Genomic DNA, 15,316 nt, shown 5'->3' on the forward strand with positions numbered 1-15,316 from the left:
AGGTAGCCTTGATCTGGATCAACTGTCGGTGTGCCGACCCGACGGCGCTTGCCATGCTCAGAAAAAAACCCCGGCCCCTGCTGATGCGAACAGAACCGGGGCCGGGGCTGGTTGCGCGCATGTCCTCCCATGACGCGCAATCACGGGCGTGATGGCTATTCGCCGCCGCCCAACTGGTGCAGGTACAGCGTCACCGCCTTGATCTCATCCTCGTCGAGGCGCTGTCCCCAAGGGGGCATGACGCCGAAGCGGGCATTGTTGATCGTGTAAGTGATCGCCTCACGCGAGCCGCCGTAGAGCCAGATCGCGTCATTCAGCTTTGGCGCACCGAGGTCGCGGATACCTTCGCCATTGTCGCCGTGACAGGCCGCGCAGTTGTCGAGGTAAGGCGTCTCACCCAGAGCTGCGAGCGCGCTGTCATGCTCCTGACCCGAGATCGACAGGACATATTCAGCCGTTTGCGCGATCTCGTCTTCGGTCAGGATGTCACCAAAGGCAGGCATTTCTGACCAGCGGGCATCAAAGTCGGTCTCGTTCCGGATGCCGTGGCGCACGGTGTACTCGATCTCTTCAAGCGAGCCGCCCCAAAGCCAGTCGTCATCCAGCAGGTTGGGGTACCCAACCGCACCCGCTGCACCGGAGCCGTGGCATTGCGAGCAATGCGAGGCAAAGACAGCGGAGCCACCAGACACACCATAGGCATAGGCCGGATCGTCCACCGGAAGCGCCGCGAGATCTGCGTTGGCAAGCCGTTCCGCCACTTCGGCGTTCTGAGCATCCACGCGGGCAATCTCTTGCGCCACTTCACCTCGGGTCGAGTACCCGATCAAACCGGCGGTTGCAGAGCTGACCAGAGGCCAAGCTGGGTAGGCGATCGTGTAGCCAACACCCCAGATGATGGTGATGTAGAAGGTCCACAGCCACCAGCGAGGCAAGGGGTTGTTCAGCTCTTGAATGCCGTCCCATTCGTGACCGGTGGTGTCGATGCCGGTGATGTCATCGGTTTTTGGTGCATCAGACATGGTCTGCCTCCAGTTCCGGGTTTGCACAGGTGCAGCCTGCGCAGTTTTTGTTGCATCCGCCCGCGCTCAGGGCAGGTGCCGCTTTTTTCGGATCCGGCCGGGGCGCATCATCGTTCATGATGATCGCCGCAGCCTCGGCATTGGCCTTCTTGCGCCATGGGCTGAGCGCCCAGAGACACGCCGTCAGGTAAAAGATGACCATCGCCAAAAGAACCCAACTGTCTGCCAGTTCACGAAGCCAGGAATAGGTATCCATGTTCAGTCCTCCTCTTAGCGGCTTGCGTCTGGGGTAAAGGTCGAGAAATCGACCAGCGTACCCAGCATCTGCAGGTAAGCGACAAGCGCATCCATTTCGGTCAGCTGCGGTTGCCCGTCAAAGTTTGACACCACGGCCCCTGGATAGCGCTCGACCAAAGCGTCCCAGTCGCCGTCGGGATCAGCCTGAACCTTGAAGTCGGCCACGGCGTTTTCGATCATGTCGTCGGTGTAAGGCACACCGACAACCCGATGCGTGCGCAGCAGATCCTCGACCTGGGCGGTGCTGACCTTTTTATCCATCAGGAAGCCGTACTTTGGCATGATGGACTCAGGCACCACCGACTGAGGGTCGATCAGGTGATCGACATGCCACGCGTCCGAGTAACGGCCGCCCACACGGGCCAGGTCAGGACCTGTCCGCTTGGAGCCCCACTGGAACGGGTGGTCATACTTGGACTCTGCCGCCAGCGAGTAGTGGCCGTAGCGTTCGACCTCGTCCCGCATGGGACGGATCATCTGGCTGTGGCACACATAGCATCCTTCGCGGATGTAGATATCGCGACCGGCCAGTTCGAGCGGAGAGTAGGGGCGTACGCCCTCTACATCCTCGATCGTGTTCTCAAGGTAGAACAACGGTGCGATTTCCACGATCCCGCCGATGGTGACCACCAGCAACGAGAACACGAAGAGAAGCGTCGGACTGCGTTCCAGCATCGCATGTTTCGCGAGGAAACCCTTTGCCGGTGCAGAACCAACGTCTTGGGTGTTGGGGGTATCGGTCATTTCCGTCCCTCCTTATTCAGCTGGAGTTGCGATTGGTGCGGGAACCTCGGCACGCGCAGGCTGCGCGCCCCGAATGGTCATGAACATGTTCCACACCATGATCAGCGCGCCGGTCAGGTACATGACCCCACCCAATCCGCGGACCACATACATCGGGAACTTGGCCGTGACGGTGTCTGCGAAGCTGTTCACAAGGAACCCTTGTGCATCGACTTCACGCCACATCAGGCCTTCCATGATACCGGTCACCCACATCGATGCCGCGTAGAGAACGATACCCAGCGTCGCGAGCCAGAAGTGCCAGTTGATCGCTGCCAGCGAATACATCTGCTGACGGCCCCAAAGGCGTGGCACGAGGAAGTAAAGAGCACCGAAGGTGATCATGCCGTTCCAACCCAGCGCACCAGAGTGCACGTGACCAATGGTCCAGTCGGTGTAGTGGCTGAGGCTGTTAACCGCGCGGATCGACATCATCGGACCTTCAAAGGTCGACATGCCGTAGAAGGCGAGACTGATAACCATCATCCGGATGATCGGGTCGGTCCGCAGTTTGTCCCATGCGCCTTGCAGAGTCATCAGACCGTTGATCATGCCACCCCAGGACGGCATCCACAGGATGATCGAGAACACCATGCCCAGCGTCGAGGCCCAGTCAGGCAACGCCGTGTAGTGCAGGTGGTGAGGACCAGCCCAGATATACAGGAAGATCAGCGCCCAGAAGTGAATGATCGACAGCTTGTAGCTGTACACAGGACGACCCGCCTGCTTTGGCACGAAGTAGTACATCATCCCAAGGAAGCCTGCGGTCAGGAAGAAGCCCACAGCGTTGTGGCCGTACCACCACTGAACCATGGCGTCCTGAACACCGGCAAAGACCTGAACCGATTTGGAGCCCAGTAGGGACACCGGAATGGACAGGTTGTTGACGATGTGAAGCATCGCCACGGTGATGATGAAGGACAGCAGGAACCAGTTGGCGACGTAGATGTGCTTTTCCCGGCGGCGGAAGATCGTGCCGAGGTAAACAGCAAGAAATGCCACCCAGACCAGCGTCAGCCAGATGTCCACGTACCACTCGGGTTCAGCGTATTCTTTCGACTGCGTCGCACCCAACAGATAGCCGGTGGCCGCCAAGACAATGAACAGCTGGTAGCCCCAGAACACGAACCACGCGAGGTTCCCGCCCCAGAGCCGCGTGCCGCAGGTTCGCTGCACGATGTAGAACGACGACATGATCAGTGCGTTGCCCCCAAACGCGAAAATCACCGCGCTGGTGTGCAGCGGGCGAAGGCGTCCGAAGTTTGCAAATGGTTGAGCCCAGTCGAGGTTCAGCGCCGGAAAGGCCAACTGAAACGCGATGACCACCCCGACCAGAAACCCGACAACACCCCAAAAGGCAGTTGCAATGGCCCCATAGCGGACAACGTCATCCATGTATCCGCCCGTATCCACCGCAGGCACGGGTTCGTCGACAGATCGCAACTGCCATACAAACATGGCCCCCGCGACAAGCATGATGATGATGGCATGAACCTGATAGGCTAGGTCATGCCCCCAGTTGGCGGCCATCGCCGCCACCAGGGCAATAAGCCCCAGAGCAATGAGTTTAATTGCGTCCCACATGTTTTTTCCTTTGGTACGCCATGCCCACGAGATGAGGGGCATCTTGGCTGTTCGCAGGATGGGTCTAAGTGGGATTCGAAATTGGAACGTTGATCTGGATCAAAAACGCTCTAGCGACGCTTCTGAAACGAGATTTCCAAAAAGTGCATGGGGGGGCAGTTAGGCTAGAAGACCGCCATCGTCGTCGTCACCGCTTTCTGCGAGCAGAAGATCCATATCGGGAATAATCACGACACGTTTGCCTTCAAGCTCGATCACGCCGTCCTTGCGGAGGGCTGTAAATTGACGGCTGACGGTTTCGATTGTCAGGCCCAGAAAGTTGCCCATGGCCTCGCGGCTCAAAGGCAATTCAAGGCGTGTTGCGGTGCCCAGCGATTGACCCTCTGGAAGATGGGTGCGCTTGACGACCGAGATCAACATGCTGGCGATTTTTTCGCGCGCCGTTTTGCGTCCGAGCAAGAGCATCCATTCGCGCGCAGCATCAAGTTCGTCAAAAGCCATCTGCAAAAGCCGCTCTTGAAGATGTGGAATCTCAATCAAAAGCTGCTCAAAAGGTTGGCGGTGGAAACTGCATAATGTGACGTCAGAAACGGCAGTAACGTCGTAGTTCAAAATTGTCCGCCCGGGACGCCCGATAAAATCAGACGGCAACAAGAGACCGACCATCTGCATGCGCCCATCTTCGATGCCCCGTTCAAGAGTGGCCACGCCGCTGACAACCGATGCAACAACATCCAGCTCATCACCTTGATATGCAATGGTTTCTCCAGCGGCATAGGTCTTGTAGAACTTGATCGCGTTCAAGCGTTCCAGCTCGTCGGTGTCGCACTTGGCACAGACCGCACGATGCCGGATCGGGCAACTGGAGCATGACACATGTTCTTGAAGCATTGCTTGGACCATTTTCGACACTCTTGATCTGGATCAAGGAATAAAGGCGAGCGCCCCGCCTATGCGTTGGGTCATGAAACACATTTTCCAGCTCAAACGCCACGGTCTTTTCGACGCAAGGGTGCCTCGCTTCACGTCGTTTCCACCTGCCACGTGGTTTAACAAAGATAAGGGCGCGGCTGATGCGGCCCAGTGGCAACAGGCCATGCCCCCAGGATCGGACGTGTCGCTCTATGTCCACATCCCTTTTTGCAAGCGTTTGTGCTGGTTTTGCGCATGCCGGACCCAAGGCACCAAAACCTTAGGTCCGCTTCAAGCGTATGTTGGTCGTGTTCTGGCCGAGGCGGCCCTTGTGCGGGCCAACCTGCCAAAAGATCTTCGCGTCAGTCGCCTGCATCTTGGGGGTGGGACACCAACCATTCTGAACGCTGGGCTGCTGGATCAATTGCTGAGCGGGCTGAACACCCATTTTGATCTGGGCGGTTTGGAAGAGTTCTCGGTCGAGGTGGATCCGACTGATGTCGGACCCAAGCGTCTTGATATGCTGGTGAAATGGGGCCTGAGCCGCGCAAGCATCGGAATTCAGGATTTCGATCCTGCTGTTCAGGCTGCGATCGGGCGCGAGCAATCCCCTGAATTGACACGAGATGTCGTTGAAATGCTTCGCGTGCGCGGCGTTGCCAATCTGAACTTTGACCTGCTCTACGGGCTGCCGCACCAAACGCTCGACAGCTTGGGCGAGACATTGAACACCGCACTTGATATGGCTCCGGGCCGTGTGGCGCTCTTTGGCTATGCCCATGTTCCGTGGATGTCGAAACGTCAAAGCATGATCCCTGCCGATGCGCTGCCGAACCCTGAACGGCGCTATGGTCTGTTTTCAAAGGCGCGCGAGGAGTTCCTGTCCGCGAACATGACGCAGATTGGCATTGATCACTTTGCAACGGATGGCGATGGACTGACGCGCGCCTTGGCTGAACGACGACTAAAGCGCTCTTTCCAAGGATATACCGACGATCAGGCACCCTATCTGATCGCGTTGGGCGCCTCTGGCATTTCGACATATCCCGAAGGTTACATGCAGAATCTCAGTTCGACGGGTCAGTATTCCGGCATGGTCGAAGAAGGGCAGATGCCGGTTGCGCGCGGGTATGCGTTGACTGCGCAAGATCGCGTTGTCGCCCGCATCGTGGCAGACCTGATGTGCTATTTCGAAACAGATGTGCCTACAGAGCTGCCAGCGGTCGCGGAGCGGATGAAAGCCGTCATCGCCAAATATGAGGATGCGCTGGAAATCGAAGGTGATCACATTCGCCTGAAACCATGGGCGCACCAGTTGGCTCGCCTGATCGCGGCAGAAATGTCGACGCGTGACCCGGAAAATCCGTCCACCACGCGGTATAGCCAGGCGATTTGATCCCACGCGGGCAGGCTTTCCGAGCAGGGCTCGCCATTTCGAAGGTAGGCCTTCGCCAATATTCCCTGCTAGGCTGATGCGAACAGTCAGCAAATGAGCAGCGGCATGCAGTTATATACGTGGTCCACCCCGAACGGGCGCAAGGTCTCAATCGCGTTGGAGGAAATGGGCCTGAACTATGAGACATTTGCCATAGATATCGGCAAGGGCGATCAGCACAGTCCCGATTTTCTTTCATTGAACATCAACCACAAGATTCCCACGCTGGTCGACGGCGATCAGGTGATCAACGAATCCGGCGCGATCCTTTTGTACCTTGCTGCCAAGACCGGCCAGTTCGCGCCGGATTATGGCACGGCCGAGCACTGGACGATGGTCGAATGGGTCATGTGGCAGATGGGGGGATTGGGCCCAATGCTGGGGCAGGCGCATCATTTCCTGCACTTCAACCCGGGGAAGTCGGACTATGCCGAAGCGCGTTTCAAGAGCGAGGCTGAGCGCCTTTACGGCGTTCTGAACAAGCGGCTCGAAGGGCGCGCGCATGTCGCGGGCGATTTGAGCGTTGCGGATTTCGCGATCTGGCCATGGGTGTCCCGGTTCGAATATCAGAAGATTGACCTCAACGCGTATCCAAATGTCGCGGAATGGTACGCGCGTCTGGCCGCGCGGCCCGCGTTTCAGCGTGGTTATGCGGTCCCAGTCGATGCTGGACCGATCCCGATGCCGTAGCTCAGGCTTGGCTTGGCGCGCCGAGCCTGCCAAAAGGGCCGCGACTTGAGCGAAGGGATACCCGATGCGCAGCGCGACAATCACCCGCAAGACGGCGGAAACCGATATCACCGTGACCATCAACCTTGATGGAACAGGGACTTATGACAACCAGACTGGTGTCGGATTTTTCGATCACATGCTCGATCAGCTTGCCCGTCACGCGCTGATCGACATGGAGGTGCGCGCGACCGGTGATCTGCACATCGACGATCACCACACGGTCGAAGATGTCGGGATCACACTGGGACAGGCATTGACCGAGGCCATGGGCGACAAGCGCGGGATCGTGCGATACGGCTCCTGCCATCTGCCGATGGATGATGCACAGGTCCGTGCGTCTTTGGACCTGTCGGGACGGCCATTTCTGATCTGGAATGTCGCCTTCCCGACCCAGAAAATCGGCGGTTTCGATACCGAGCTGGTGCGCGAGTTCTTTCAGGCGTTCAGCACCCATGGCGGCATCACGCTCCATGTCGATCAATTGCACGGGTTCAACAGCCACCACATCGCAGAGGCGGCGTTCAAGGCAGTGGCGCGTGCGTTGCGCGATGCGTTGGAAACCGATCCGCGCAAGGCGGATGCCATTCCGTCGACCAAAGGGGCGCTCTGACCTGTGCTGACGGTTCTGATCGACTACGATAGCGGCAATCTGCATAGCGCGGAGAAGGCGTTTCAACGCATGGCTGCTGAAACCGGTGCGGGTGATGTGATCGTCACTGACCGGCCGGATGATGTGGCGCGGGCTGACAGGATCGTCCTGCCCGGCGATGGCGCATTTCCGGCCTGTTCCGACGCTCTGCGCGCGTCGGGCTGCTATGAGGCCATGATCGAGGCGGTGACGGTGAAGGCGCGCCCCTTCATGGGCATCTGCGTCGGTATGCAACTGATGGCCAGCGTGGGTCGTGAATACGTCGACACACCTGGCCTGGATTGGGTGGCAGGTGCGGTCGAACCCATTGTGGCACCCGGTCTGAAGGTGCCGCATATGGGGTGGAATGACCTGATCCTCGACCATCCGCATCCGGTATTTGACGGTATCACCACGGGCGACCATGCCTATTTCGTGCATTCCTTTCATTTCCATACCACCTCGGATGCCGAGCGTCTGGCACATGTCGACTACGGAACTGAAATCACCGCCGTTGTCGGACGCGACAACATGGTCGGCACCCAGTTTCACCCTGAAAAGAGCCAGGCAACGGGCTTGCGCCTGATCGCAAATTTCCTGCGTTGGCGTCCTTGAGCGAGGCGGGCCCACCCACCTCCCTCTTCGCCAGCTGACGCTGGCTGTGACATCTCTGGGGCGCCGCCTGCGGCGGCGACGAGAGGCTCTGCCTCTCGTGCTCTCCGGAGTATTTCTGAAACATAGAAGGGGTGCGGTTCAGATCTGAAGGATCGGCCAAAGCGACAGGATGAGAAGCGTTGCCATCGTCCAATTGAACAGTCTCAGGCGTCCGGCGGTTGTGAGGAAACGGCGCATTTGAACCCCCATGAATGCCCAAACGCCGATGGAGGGCAGGTTCACGAGACCGAAGATCACGGCCACTGCGACGACGACGAGAACGCCTGAGCCGGTCGGCGTGTAGACCGTGACGGCGGTCAACGCCATGGCCCATGCCTTTGGGTTGACCCACTGGAAGGCAGCGGCTTGCAGAAAGGTCATCGGATGACCGCCGACATCAGCTGCATTGAGGCGCGGTGCGGAGGTTGCGATTTTCCACGCGAGGAAGATCATATAGGCTGTTGCTGCAATCTTGAGGACAACGTGCAGCACTGGAAAGCGGTCAAAGACTTGTGCCAATCCCAAGCCGACCAAGATGACCATCACCGTAAAGCCGATGGCGATCCCAAGCGCATGCGGGATGGACCGTATCATTCCGAAATTCGCGCCTGATGCCATGAGCATCAGGTTGTTTGGGCCCGGCGTTATGGAACTGACAAAGGCAAAGAGCGCGAGCGCAAGCATGAGGTCGTAGGTCATCTGTGCAACATCCTGCGGAAATGCCGCTATGAAATTGCGAACTTGCCGCGAATTCAGGAATCTGCGCAACTGTGCGGCGTCATGGATGAAATCAACGAAAAGATATTGCGCGAGCTGTCTCGCGATGGTCGGATCAGCAATCTGGATTTGGCGGACAAGGTGGGGCTATCGCCGTCTGCGTGTCTGAGGCGCGTGCAAGATCTGGAAAAACGCGGGGTGATCCAAGGCTACCGGGCGGTTCTGAACCGGCAGGCCTTGGGGCAGGGATTTGTGGCCTATGTCACGGTGGGCCTGTCCAATCACACCAAGGCCAGTCAGGAAGCGTTTGAGCGGGCTATGTCCGCGGCGCCGCAAGTGCGCGAGTGTCACAACATCACGGGCACGGTCGAATATCTCTTGCGGGTCGAGGTCGCTGACCTGCCGAGTTTCAAGTATTTTCACACAGAGGTCTTGGGCACGGTCCCCCATGTCGATGCCATCACGACCTTTATCGTCATGGGGTCGCCGAAAGACGAGCGCGCATAAAAAAGCGGCGATACCCAAGGGAGGAGGGGGTATCGCCGCCGATTTCAAAGGACCTCTAGGGAGGAGTGAGGCCTTTGATCTGATTGGCCGCCTTGTTGAGGCTTTGGCCGAATTCTGCGGCGGTACCTAGGGAGGAGTGGCACCGCCGCGATTTCAAAACATCCTAGGGAGGAGGTGGATGTTTCGAACCGTGTGTCTTTATTTGCCGTAGGCCGTTTCGTAGGCGATGCTGCCCAGGTTCGCGCGCGACAGGCCAAGATCGGCCAGTTCGCGGTTGCTCAGCGCTTGGAGTTCGTTGAGCGTCGTGCGGTACAGAGCATAGCGGGCCCACGCGTCCTTTGCGTCAGCAAACAACGCCTGAACACGTGCCAGAACGTCGAAGCGGGATGCGGTGAGTGTGGAGTTATATGCCATTTCATTCGTCTCGGTTTGTGTCAGCGGCCCATCCGCTGATGCGTCAAAGATAGGAATATGCTGCATCCGCACAAGTATTGCCTTGGCAATGCCGCTATGCAGAAACTGCATAAGTAGTGTTGACCTATTCACAGGTCGCCCCCTTGAACCGGGCTGGGTCGTCACACTTGGGCTTGCACCTCTCGGGATTGCCCTACACTACGCGGTAACCGTGAAGGAGATTGGCATGTCTGCATCCCGTGAAAGCGTCTTGTCTGTTCTTGATACATTGGCTTTGCCTGATGGAGGTACGCTTGTATCGCGGGACATGGTGCGCGCTCTGACGGTGGACGAGGGAATAGTTCGCTTTGTCATCGAAGCGCCGACGCCAGAGATTGCGGCAAAGATGAATGCCATCCGCGATGCGGCTGAAAAGATGGTCTTGGCTCTGCCAGGCGTCGACAAAGCCTCAGTCATTCTTACGGCGCATGGGCCTGCCGCAGCAAAGGCAGCATCTGCGCCGCCGCCGAACCTGAAGATTGGACGTCATCCGACGCCACAGACACAGGCAGGACCGGCGGGTGTGCCGGGCGTTGATCGGATTCTTGCAATTGGATCGGGCAAAGGCGGGGTTGGGAAATCGACCGTATCCTCGAACCTCGCTGTGGCGCTGGCCAAAGAGGGGCGGCGCGTAGGACTGCTCGACGCTGACATCTACGGACCGTCGCAGCCGCGCATGATGGGTGTATCGAAACGGCCCGGCAGCCCGGATGGAAAAACCATCATTCCCCTTCAGGCACATGGCGTCACGATGATGTCGATCGGTTTGATGGTTGATCCTGACAAAGCCGTCGTGTGGCGGGGCCCGATGTTGATGGGCGCCTTGCAGCAAATGCTGGGGCAGGTGGAATGGGGTGCGCTTGATGTGTTGTTGATCGACCTGCCACCCGGAACCGGAGATGTGCAGCTGACCTTGTGCCAGCGCTACAAGGTGGATGGCGCGATCATCGTGTCGACACCGCAGGACGTGGCATTGATAGACACGCGCAAGGCGCTGGACATGTTCAAGACATTGAACACGCCTGTGACTGGCCTGATCGAGAACATGTCGATGTTCACCTGTCCGGATTGCGGGTCAACGCATGATATCTTTGGGCGCGGTGGTGTCGAAACAGAGGCGCAGGCGCTGGGGCTTCCGTTTCTTGGGGCATTGCCGATTGATCTAGAGACGCGGCTTGCTGGCGACGGTGGCACACCTGTTGCAGGGGGTGACGGTCCGATGGCGCGTGCGTATCGTGACTTGGCGGCAAACCTCGTGGCGTTGGGCAAAGCCTAAGAGCGGCGCATTTGGTGTTTCGCGCTCTCTTGAGCGGGTGAGGACAAAGACCTTCCGCTTGTCTCATCCGACTTTCATGGGAAATCATGGCACCTGTGGGAATTCATGGGCCAAACCGGCATGCCGCCGTGGGCCCAGGGAATCGCGTGTCGGATTCGGCAGGACTCTTGCTGTTTTTTAGGGTCGGCATCAGAGAAAGTCGCTGTTACACCGGCTTTGGCGAAAAAATCTGGGAATTTATGGGGCAGAGATAGGCCAGTTTGCCGCCACTATATGTTGTGATAATCTTTCTCTATTTTACCATTTGTTGCGATTTGGGTGCTTGATGCGACCATTTGTGTTGCAAGCCTGCCGCATGGGCTCCCGCATGGACCCGCGCTTTCCCATAAAATCCCTTGCTTCCCATGATCTCCCATGGCATCCCTAAATGCATCGAAGGGCAGGGCGAATAGAGGCGACAAGACCTCACGCGGACCGAAAATTGCAGGTTTCATACAGGCACCCCCAACTTCGTGAACATGAGATCCGGCGCGCGGGCGAGCAGACATCCCCCCAGGTGGCGCGCGCAGCTGGACATCCCGGTGACGGGACGAGGGCGGCGGATTGAACAGTGGCAGCAGTTCAATCCGCCGTTTCCATTTCAAGACCCCGAACAAGCGGGGCAGGACAGTGAGAGGACCGCGTGGCCCGCAGGTTCAGAGGCGAAAGCCACCACAAGGTGGATACGAAAGGCAGGGTGTCTATCCCGGCCTCGTTTCGCCGTGTGCTTGAACAATCGGACCCCGCCTGGACCGACGGGCTGAACCCCGAGCTGGTCATCGTCTATGGCGATCACCGCCGCAATTACCTTGAATGCTACACGATCGACGCCATCAACGAGGTGGACGACAAGATCGACGCGCTGCCGCGCGGCTCGGTGCAGCGCAAAATGCTGCAGCGCCTTTTCCACGGCCAATCCTTTCCGACCAATGTCGATGAAACCGGGCGTCTCGTGCTTCCCGCAAAGCTGCGTGAAAAAATCGGGCTGGAGAAAGAAGCATTCTTTATCGCAGCAGGTGACACGTTCCAGATTTGGAAGCCCGAGACTTACGAAGAGGAAGAGCTGTCCAAGACCGAAGCATGGCTGGACGAGTTGCCCGACGATTTTGATCCGCTGTCGTACTTGGATGGCGCTCCGGAGAATTAAGGAATGTCTGCTGCCGCACCCCACATTCCCGTTCTGCTTGATCCGATCCTGACCCATTGCGCGCCCATTCGGGGTATCTGGCTGGATGGCACGTTCGGCGCAGGTGGCTACACCCGTGGTCTTTTGGATGCCGGAGCCGCGCAGGTGATCGCGGTGGACCGTGATCCCGCGGTGTTCGCGATGGCGGCTGAGTGGGCCAAGGGCTATGGCGAACGTCTCAAGCTTGTGGAAGGGACGTTCTCGGATATGGACCAACACGGCGCCGATCTTGATGGCGTCGTTCTCGATCTCGGTGTCTCGTCGATGCAGCTGGATCAGGCAGAGCGCGGTTTTTCGTTTATGCGCGACGGTCCTCTGGACATGCGAATGAGCCAAGCGGGGCGGTCTGCGGCCGATATTGTCGCTGACGCGACCGAGGCCGAGCTTGCCGATATTCTTTTTCACTATGGCGAAGAACGCGCGGCGCGCCGCATTGCGCGCACGATTGTGGCCGCACGTGATTTGGCACCAATCACGACAACCTTGCAGCTTGCTGACCTGATCGAAGGCTGCCTGCCGCGCAAGAAACCGGGCGGCTCGCATCCCGCGACGCGGAGTTTTCAGGCGCTGCGAATTGCCGTGAACTCGGAATATGACCAGCTGTTTCAGGGGCTTATGGCGGCGGAGCGCGCTTTGAAGCCGGGCGGTCTTTTGGCTGTGGTGACGTTCCACTCTGTCGAGGACCGCATGGTCAAACGGTTCCTGCAACTGCGCGGAGCGAAGCCGACACGCACCAACAAATACGCCAAGACCGAAGAGGTCGACACGGCCCCATTCGATATCGTCACGCGCAAGGCAGTTGCCCCGTCAGCCGAGGAAATGGTTGCAAACACGCGCGCTCGTTCTGCCAAGCTGCGGATCGCCCGGCGGACGTCAGTGCAGTCTCCGGCGATCGATCCGCGTGAGACCGGAATGCCGATGTTGCCCCCTCAACGGAGGTCCCGCAAATGAAGACGCTGCTTTTGTCCTTTGCCGCGATTGTGGTCATCGCCTTGGCGACCTGGGCCTACTCCGAGAATTACGCAACGCAGGCTTCCATCGCCAAGGTTGAAAAGCTGCACCGTGACATCGCATCCGCGCGGTCGCGTCTGGGCGTGCTCAAGGCTGAGTGGGCCTATCTGAACCGTCCGGATCGTCTGCGCGATCTCGCGGAACTGAATTTTGACAAGCTCGGCTTGCTGCCCCTGGCCCCGGATCAATTTGGATCGATTGACCAGGTGGCATTTCCGACAGCCGATCTGATGATCACCGATGCGGTCGAAGTCATGGATCGCAGCCTTGAAGAAGAGGATCGGCCATGACCCGTGTGCCCCTTCGTCCTTTGGCCCGCATCATTGGCGCTCGGGCGGCGGGCGAAAACCCCGATCTGATCGAACGCGAGAACATTCGCCAACGGCACGAGGTCATGCGCGACAAGGCGCGACAAATGGCCGAAGGCCGTCTTTTGGTGCTTGGCGCGCTGTTTATTTGTGGGTTTGTCCTGATCGGCGCTCGGATGAGCCTTTTGGCGGTGTCAGAGCCGCAAGAGCCGCGCACAATCGCATCGTCGACCACGATCACGGCGCAACGGGCGGATATCGTCGACCGAAACGGGCGTGTTCTGGCAACGAATTTTGACACACACTCGCTTTATGTACATCCGCAGGACCTGATCGACAGGGAAGGTACAGCCAAACAGCTTGCGGCGATTTTCCCGGACCTCGATGAGGCCGAATTGCTCAAGGATTTCAGCGGCAAACGCAAATTTCTCTGGATTAAGCGGCGGATCAGTCCGGAACAACAGCAAGCCGTGCATGACATTGGGGACCCCGGTGTCCTGTTCGGTCCGCGTGAGATGCGGCTTTATCCCAACGGTCCTCTCGCTGCCCATATACTGGGGGGTGTTCAGTTTGGCCGCGAAGACGTTGCGACGGCGGAAATCCTCGGCGTGGCGGGTGTGGAAAAGTTTTTTGACGACTATCTGCGTGATCCCGCGCATGGCGGTGCGCCTCTTGAGCTGTCGATTGACCTAAGCGTACAGGCCGCCGTCGAACGTGTGCTTTACGGCGGCATGCGGCTTTTGAATGCCAAGGGTGCGGCTGCCGTGCTCATGGATGCGCATACGGGCGAAGTTGTTTCGCTGGCGTCTGTTCCTGACTTTGACCCCAACAATCGCCCCCGTCCTTTGACCGAGGGCGATCAAGCCGACAGCCCATTGTTCAATCGTGCGGTGCAGGGGGTGTACGAGCTTGGGTCCGCGTTCAAGATCTTCACGGTGGCGCAGGGGATGGAGCTTGGGCTTTTGAACCCGGAGACCCCGATCAATACGTCGCGTCCGCTAAAATGGGGCAAGTTCGAGATCGGTGAATTCCAGAACAAGAACTATGGCCCGACATTGACAGCATCCAAAGTCATCGAAAAATCGTCAAATGTCGGTACCGCTCGGATCGCGCTCGATATCGGGATCAAACGTCAGAAAGAGTTCCTCGGCGCGCTTGGCTTTCTGGAGCCGACCAGCATTGAAATGGTCGAAGCCCCAACCGGCAAACCGCTCTTGCCGCCGAATTGGTCCGAGTTGTCGGCGATGACGATTTCCTACGGCCACGGCATCTCCACGTCGCCGCTTCACCTTGCGGCCGGCTACGCGTCCTTGTTGAACGGTGGAACGCGGGTCAACCCGACGCTCTTGAAGCAAAAGACCCGCATCCAAGGCGAACGGATCGTCAGACCAGAGGTGTCGGCGGCGGCGCGAACGATGCTGCGTAAGGTGGTCACTCAGGGCACCGCAAGCTTTGGGGATGTGCAGGGCTATGCCGTGGGTGGCAAGACCGGCACAGCCGACAAACCGCGTCCGCAAGGTGGCTACTACAAGGATCGGACCATCACGACCTTTGCCACGGTGTTCCCGACGCATGACCCGAAATACGTGCTGGTCGTAACGCTGGATGAACCGATTGAAACATCGGGCACCAAGCCGCGCCGGACCGCTGGCTGGACCGCTGTGCCCGTCGCGGCCGAGTTGATTCAGCGGGTCGCGCCTTTGCTTGGCTTGCGGCCAGAAGTTGAACCCGGTGTGCTGGAAAGTGTAACGCTGGCCTCAAGCAACTAGGGG

The 15,316-nt window shown here is 58.6% G+C and carries 17 protein-coding genes; 10 read left to right on the forward strand and 7 right to left on the reverse strand.

Annotated features, from left to right (window positions below; all coding sequences use genetic code 11):
• Positions 1-155 precede the first annotated feature (155 nt).
• The 5 genes from ccoP to fnrL all read right to left on the reverse strand — a co-directional run bounded on the left by ccoP (position 156) and on the right by fnrL (position 4,577).
• Positions 156-1,022 carry a cytochrome-c oxidase, cbb3-type subunit III gene (ccoP, locus tag FE702_RS01415; RefSeq protein WP_147124437.1) on the reverse strand — a complete coding sequence of 289 codons (867 nt, stop codon included), beginning with the start codon at positions 1,020-1,022 and terminating at the stop codon, positions 156-158.
• Positions 1,015-1,278 (reverse strand): cbb3-type cytochrome c oxidase subunit 3, encoded by a 264-nt coding sequence (locus tag FE702_RS01420; protein ID WP_147124438.1) that lies wholly within the window; start codon positions 1,276-1,278, stop codon positions 1,015-1,017. Before FE702_RS01420 ends, ccoP begins: the two co-directional genes overlap by 8 nt.
• A 14-nt stretch (positions 1,279-1,292) precedes the next feature.
• Positions 1,293-2,063, reverse strand: coding sequence for a cytochrome-c oxidase, cbb3-type subunit II (gene ccoO / locus FE702_RS01425; protein WP_147124439.1), 771 nt, complete (start codon positions 2,061-2,063; stop codon positions 1,293-1,295).
• A 12-nt stretch (positions 2,064-2,075) separates the two neighbouring features.
• Positions 2,076-3,686 carry a cytochrome-c oxidase, cbb3-type subunit I gene (gene ccoN / locus FE702_RS01430; protein WP_147124440.1) on the reverse strand — a complete coding sequence of 537 codons (1,611 nt, stop codon included), beginning with the start codon at positions 3,684-3,686 and terminating at the stop codon, positions 2,076-2,078.
• Positions 3,687-3,845: 159 nt separating this feature from the next.
• Positions 3,846-4,577: a transcriptional regulator FnrL gene (fnrL, locus tag FE702_RS01435; protein ID WP_147124441.1), complete on the reverse strand. Its 732-nt coding sequence runs from the start codon at positions 4,575-4,577 to the stop codon at positions 3,846-3,848.
• Between the two features lie 73 nt (positions 4,578-4,650).
• Here fnrL and FE702_RS01440 point away from each other — a divergent pair, with 73 nt between their 5' ends.
• The 4 genes from FE702_RS01440 to hisH all read left to right on the forward strand — a co-directional run bounded on the left by FE702_RS01440 (position 4,651) and on the right by hisH (position 8,008).
• Positions 4,651-5,994: a radical SAM protein gene (locus FE702_RS01440; protein ID WP_255449547.1), complete on the forward strand. Its 1,344-nt coding sequence runs from the start codon at positions 4,651-4,653 to the stop codon at positions 5,992-5,994.
• Positions 5,995-6,099: 105 nt separating this feature from the next.
• The gene (locus FE702_RS01445) at positions 6,100-6,723 is read left to right on the forward strand and encodes a glutathione S-transferase family protein (protein WP_147124443.1); all 624 of its coding nucleotides are present in this window, start codon (positions 6,100-6,102) and stop codon (positions 6,721-6,723) included.
• Positions 6,724-6,787: 64 nt separating this feature from the next.
• Entirely contained in the window at positions 6,788-7,375 is a 588-nt protein-coding gene (hisB, locus tag FE702_RS01450) for an imidazoleglycerol-phosphate dehydratase HisB (RefSeq protein WP_147124444.1), read from the forward strand.
• Between the two features lie 3 nt (positions 7,376-7,378).
• Positions 7,379-8,008 carry an imidazole glycerol phosphate synthase subunit HisH gene (hisH, locus tag FE702_RS01455; protein ID WP_147124445.1) on the forward strand — a complete coding sequence of 210 codons (630 nt, stop codon included), beginning with the start codon at positions 7,379-7,381 and terminating at the stop codon, positions 8,006-8,008.
• A 138-nt stretch (positions 8,009-8,146) separates the two neighbouring features.
• On the opposite strand, the gene FE702_RS01460 is transcribed toward hisH, so the two are convergent.
• Positions 8,147-8,746 carry a LysE family translocator gene (locus FE702_RS01460; protein WP_147124446.1) on the reverse strand — a complete coding sequence of 200 codons (600 nt, stop codon included), beginning with the start codon at positions 8,744-8,746 and terminating at the stop codon, positions 8,147-8,149.
• Positions 8,747-8,827: 81 nt separating this feature from the next.
• On the opposite strand from FE702_RS01460, the gene FE702_RS01465 reads away from it, so the two are divergent.
• The gene (locus FE702_RS01465) at positions 8,828-9,271 is read left to right on the forward strand and encodes an Lrp/AsnC family transcriptional regulator (protein WP_147124447.1); all 444 of its coding nucleotides are present in this window, start codon (positions 8,828-8,830) and stop codon (positions 9,269-9,271) included.
• 198 nt (positions 9,272-9,469) lie between these two features.
• Here FE702_RS01465 and FE702_RS01470 read toward each other — a convergent pair whose 3' ends face one another.
• Entirely contained in the window at positions 9,470-9,796 is a 327-nt protein-coding gene (locus FE702_RS01470; protein ID WP_255449548.1) for a DUF1127 domain-containing protein, read from the reverse strand.
• A gap of 115 nt (positions 9,797-9,911) precedes the next feature.
• Here FE702_RS01470 and FE702_RS01475 point away from each other — a divergent pair, with 115 nt between their 5' ends.
• The 5 genes from FE702_RS01475 (at position 9,912) to FE702_RS01495 (ending at position 15,313) form a co-directional block, all read left to right on the forward strand.
• Positions 9,912-11,000, forward strand: coding sequence for an Mrp/NBP35 family ATP-binding protein (locus tag FE702_RS01475; protein ID WP_147124448.1), 1,089 nt, complete (start codon positions 9,912-9,914; stop codon positions 10,998-11,000).
• Between the two features lie 718 nt (positions 11,001-11,718).
• Positions 11,719-12,186 carry a division/cell wall cluster transcriptional repressor MraZ gene (gene mraZ, locus FE702_RS01480; protein ID WP_255449549.1) on the forward strand — a complete coding sequence of 156 codons (468 nt, stop codon included), beginning with the start codon at positions 11,719-11,721 and terminating at the stop codon, positions 12,184-12,186.
• Between the two features lie 3 nt (positions 12,187-12,189).
• Entirely contained in the window at positions 12,190-13,176 is a 987-nt protein-coding gene (gene rsmH, locus FE702_RS01485) for a 16S rRNA (cytosine(1402)-N(4))-methyltransferase RsmH (RefSeq protein ID WP_147124450.1), read from the forward strand.
• Positions 13,173-13,526, forward strand: coding sequence for a cell division protein FtsL (ftsL, locus tag FE702_RS01490; protein ID WP_147124451.1), 354 nt, complete (start codon positions 13,173-13,175; stop codon positions 13,524-13,526). Before rsmH ends, ftsL begins: the two co-directional genes overlap by 4 nt.
• Entirely contained in the window at positions 13,523-15,313 is a 1,791-nt protein-coding gene (locus tag FE702_RS01495; protein WP_147124452.1) for a peptidoglycan D,D-transpeptidase FtsI family protein, read from the forward strand. The genes ftsL and FE702_RS01495 overlap by 4 nt, the downstream gene beginning before the upstream one ends.
• Positions 15,314-15,316: the final 3 nt, after the last annotated feature.

The organism is Shimia ponticola, assembly GCF_007995215.1.
Lineage (GTDB): Bacteria > Pseudomonadota > Alphaproteobacteria > Rhodobacterales > Rhodobacteraceae > Shimia_B > Shimia_B ponticola.

Excerpts from the sequence above, each read along its gene's own strand:
- ccoP (WP_147124437.1), bottom strand. The coding sequence starts at position 1,022 with ATGTCTGATGCACCAAAAACCGATGACATCACCGGCATCGACACCACC.
- FE702_RS01420 (WP_147124438.1), bottom strand. The coding sequence starts at position 1,278 with ATGGATACCTATTCCTGGCTTCGTGAACTGGCAGACAGTTGGGTTCTT.
- ccoO (WP_147124439.1), bottom strand. The coding sequence starts at position 2,063 with ATGACCGATACCCCCAACACCCAAGACGTTGGTTCTGCACCGGCAAAG.
- ccoN (WP_147124440.1), bottom strand. The coding sequence starts at position 3,686 with ATGTGGGACGCAATTAAACTCATTGCTCTGGGGCTTATTGCCCTGGTG.
- fnrL (WP_147124441.1), bottom strand. The coding sequence starts at position 4,577 with ATGCTTCAAGAACATGTGTCATGCTCCAGTTGCCCGATCCGGCATCGT.
- FE702_RS01440 (WP_255449547.1), top strand. The coding sequence starts at position 4,651 with ATGAAACACATTTTCCAGCTCAAACGCCACGGTCTTTTCGACGCAAGG.
- FE702_RS01445 (WP_147124443.1), top strand. The coding sequence starts at position 6,100 with ATGCAGTTATATACGTGGTCCACCCCGAACGGGCGCAAGGTCTCAATC.
- hisB (WP_147124444.1), top strand. The coding sequence starts at position 6,788 with ATGCGCAGCGCGACAATCACCCGCAAGACGGCGGAAACCGATATCACC.
- FE702_RS01460 (WP_147124446.1), bottom strand. The coding sequence starts at position 8,746 with ATGACCTACGACCTCATGCTTGCGCTCGCGCTCTTTGCCTTTGTCAGT.
- FE702_RS01465 (WP_147124447.1), top strand. The coding sequence starts at position 8,828 with ATGGATGAAATCAACGAAAAGATATTGCGCGAGCTGTCTCGCGATGGT.
- FE702_RS01470 (WP_255449548.1), bottom strand. The coding sequence starts at position 9,796 with ATGCAGTTTCTGCATAGCGGCATTGCCAAGGCAATACTTGTGCGGATG.
- FE702_RS01475 (WP_147124448.1), top strand. The coding sequence starts at position 9,912 with ATGTCTGCATCCCGTGAAAGCGTCTTGTCTGTTCTTGATACATTGGCT.
- rsmH (WP_147124450.1), top strand. The coding sequence starts at position 12,190 with ATGTCTGCTGCCGCACCCCACATTCCCGTTCTGCTTGATCCGATCCTG.
- ftsL (WP_147124451.1), top strand. The coding sequence starts at position 13,173 with ATGAAGACGCTGCTTTTGTCCTTTGCCGCGATTGTGGTCATCGCCTTG.
- FE702_RS01495 (WP_147124452.1), top strand. The coding sequence starts at position 13,523 with ATGACCCGTGTGCCCCTTCGTCCTTTGGCCCGCATCATTGGCGCTCGG.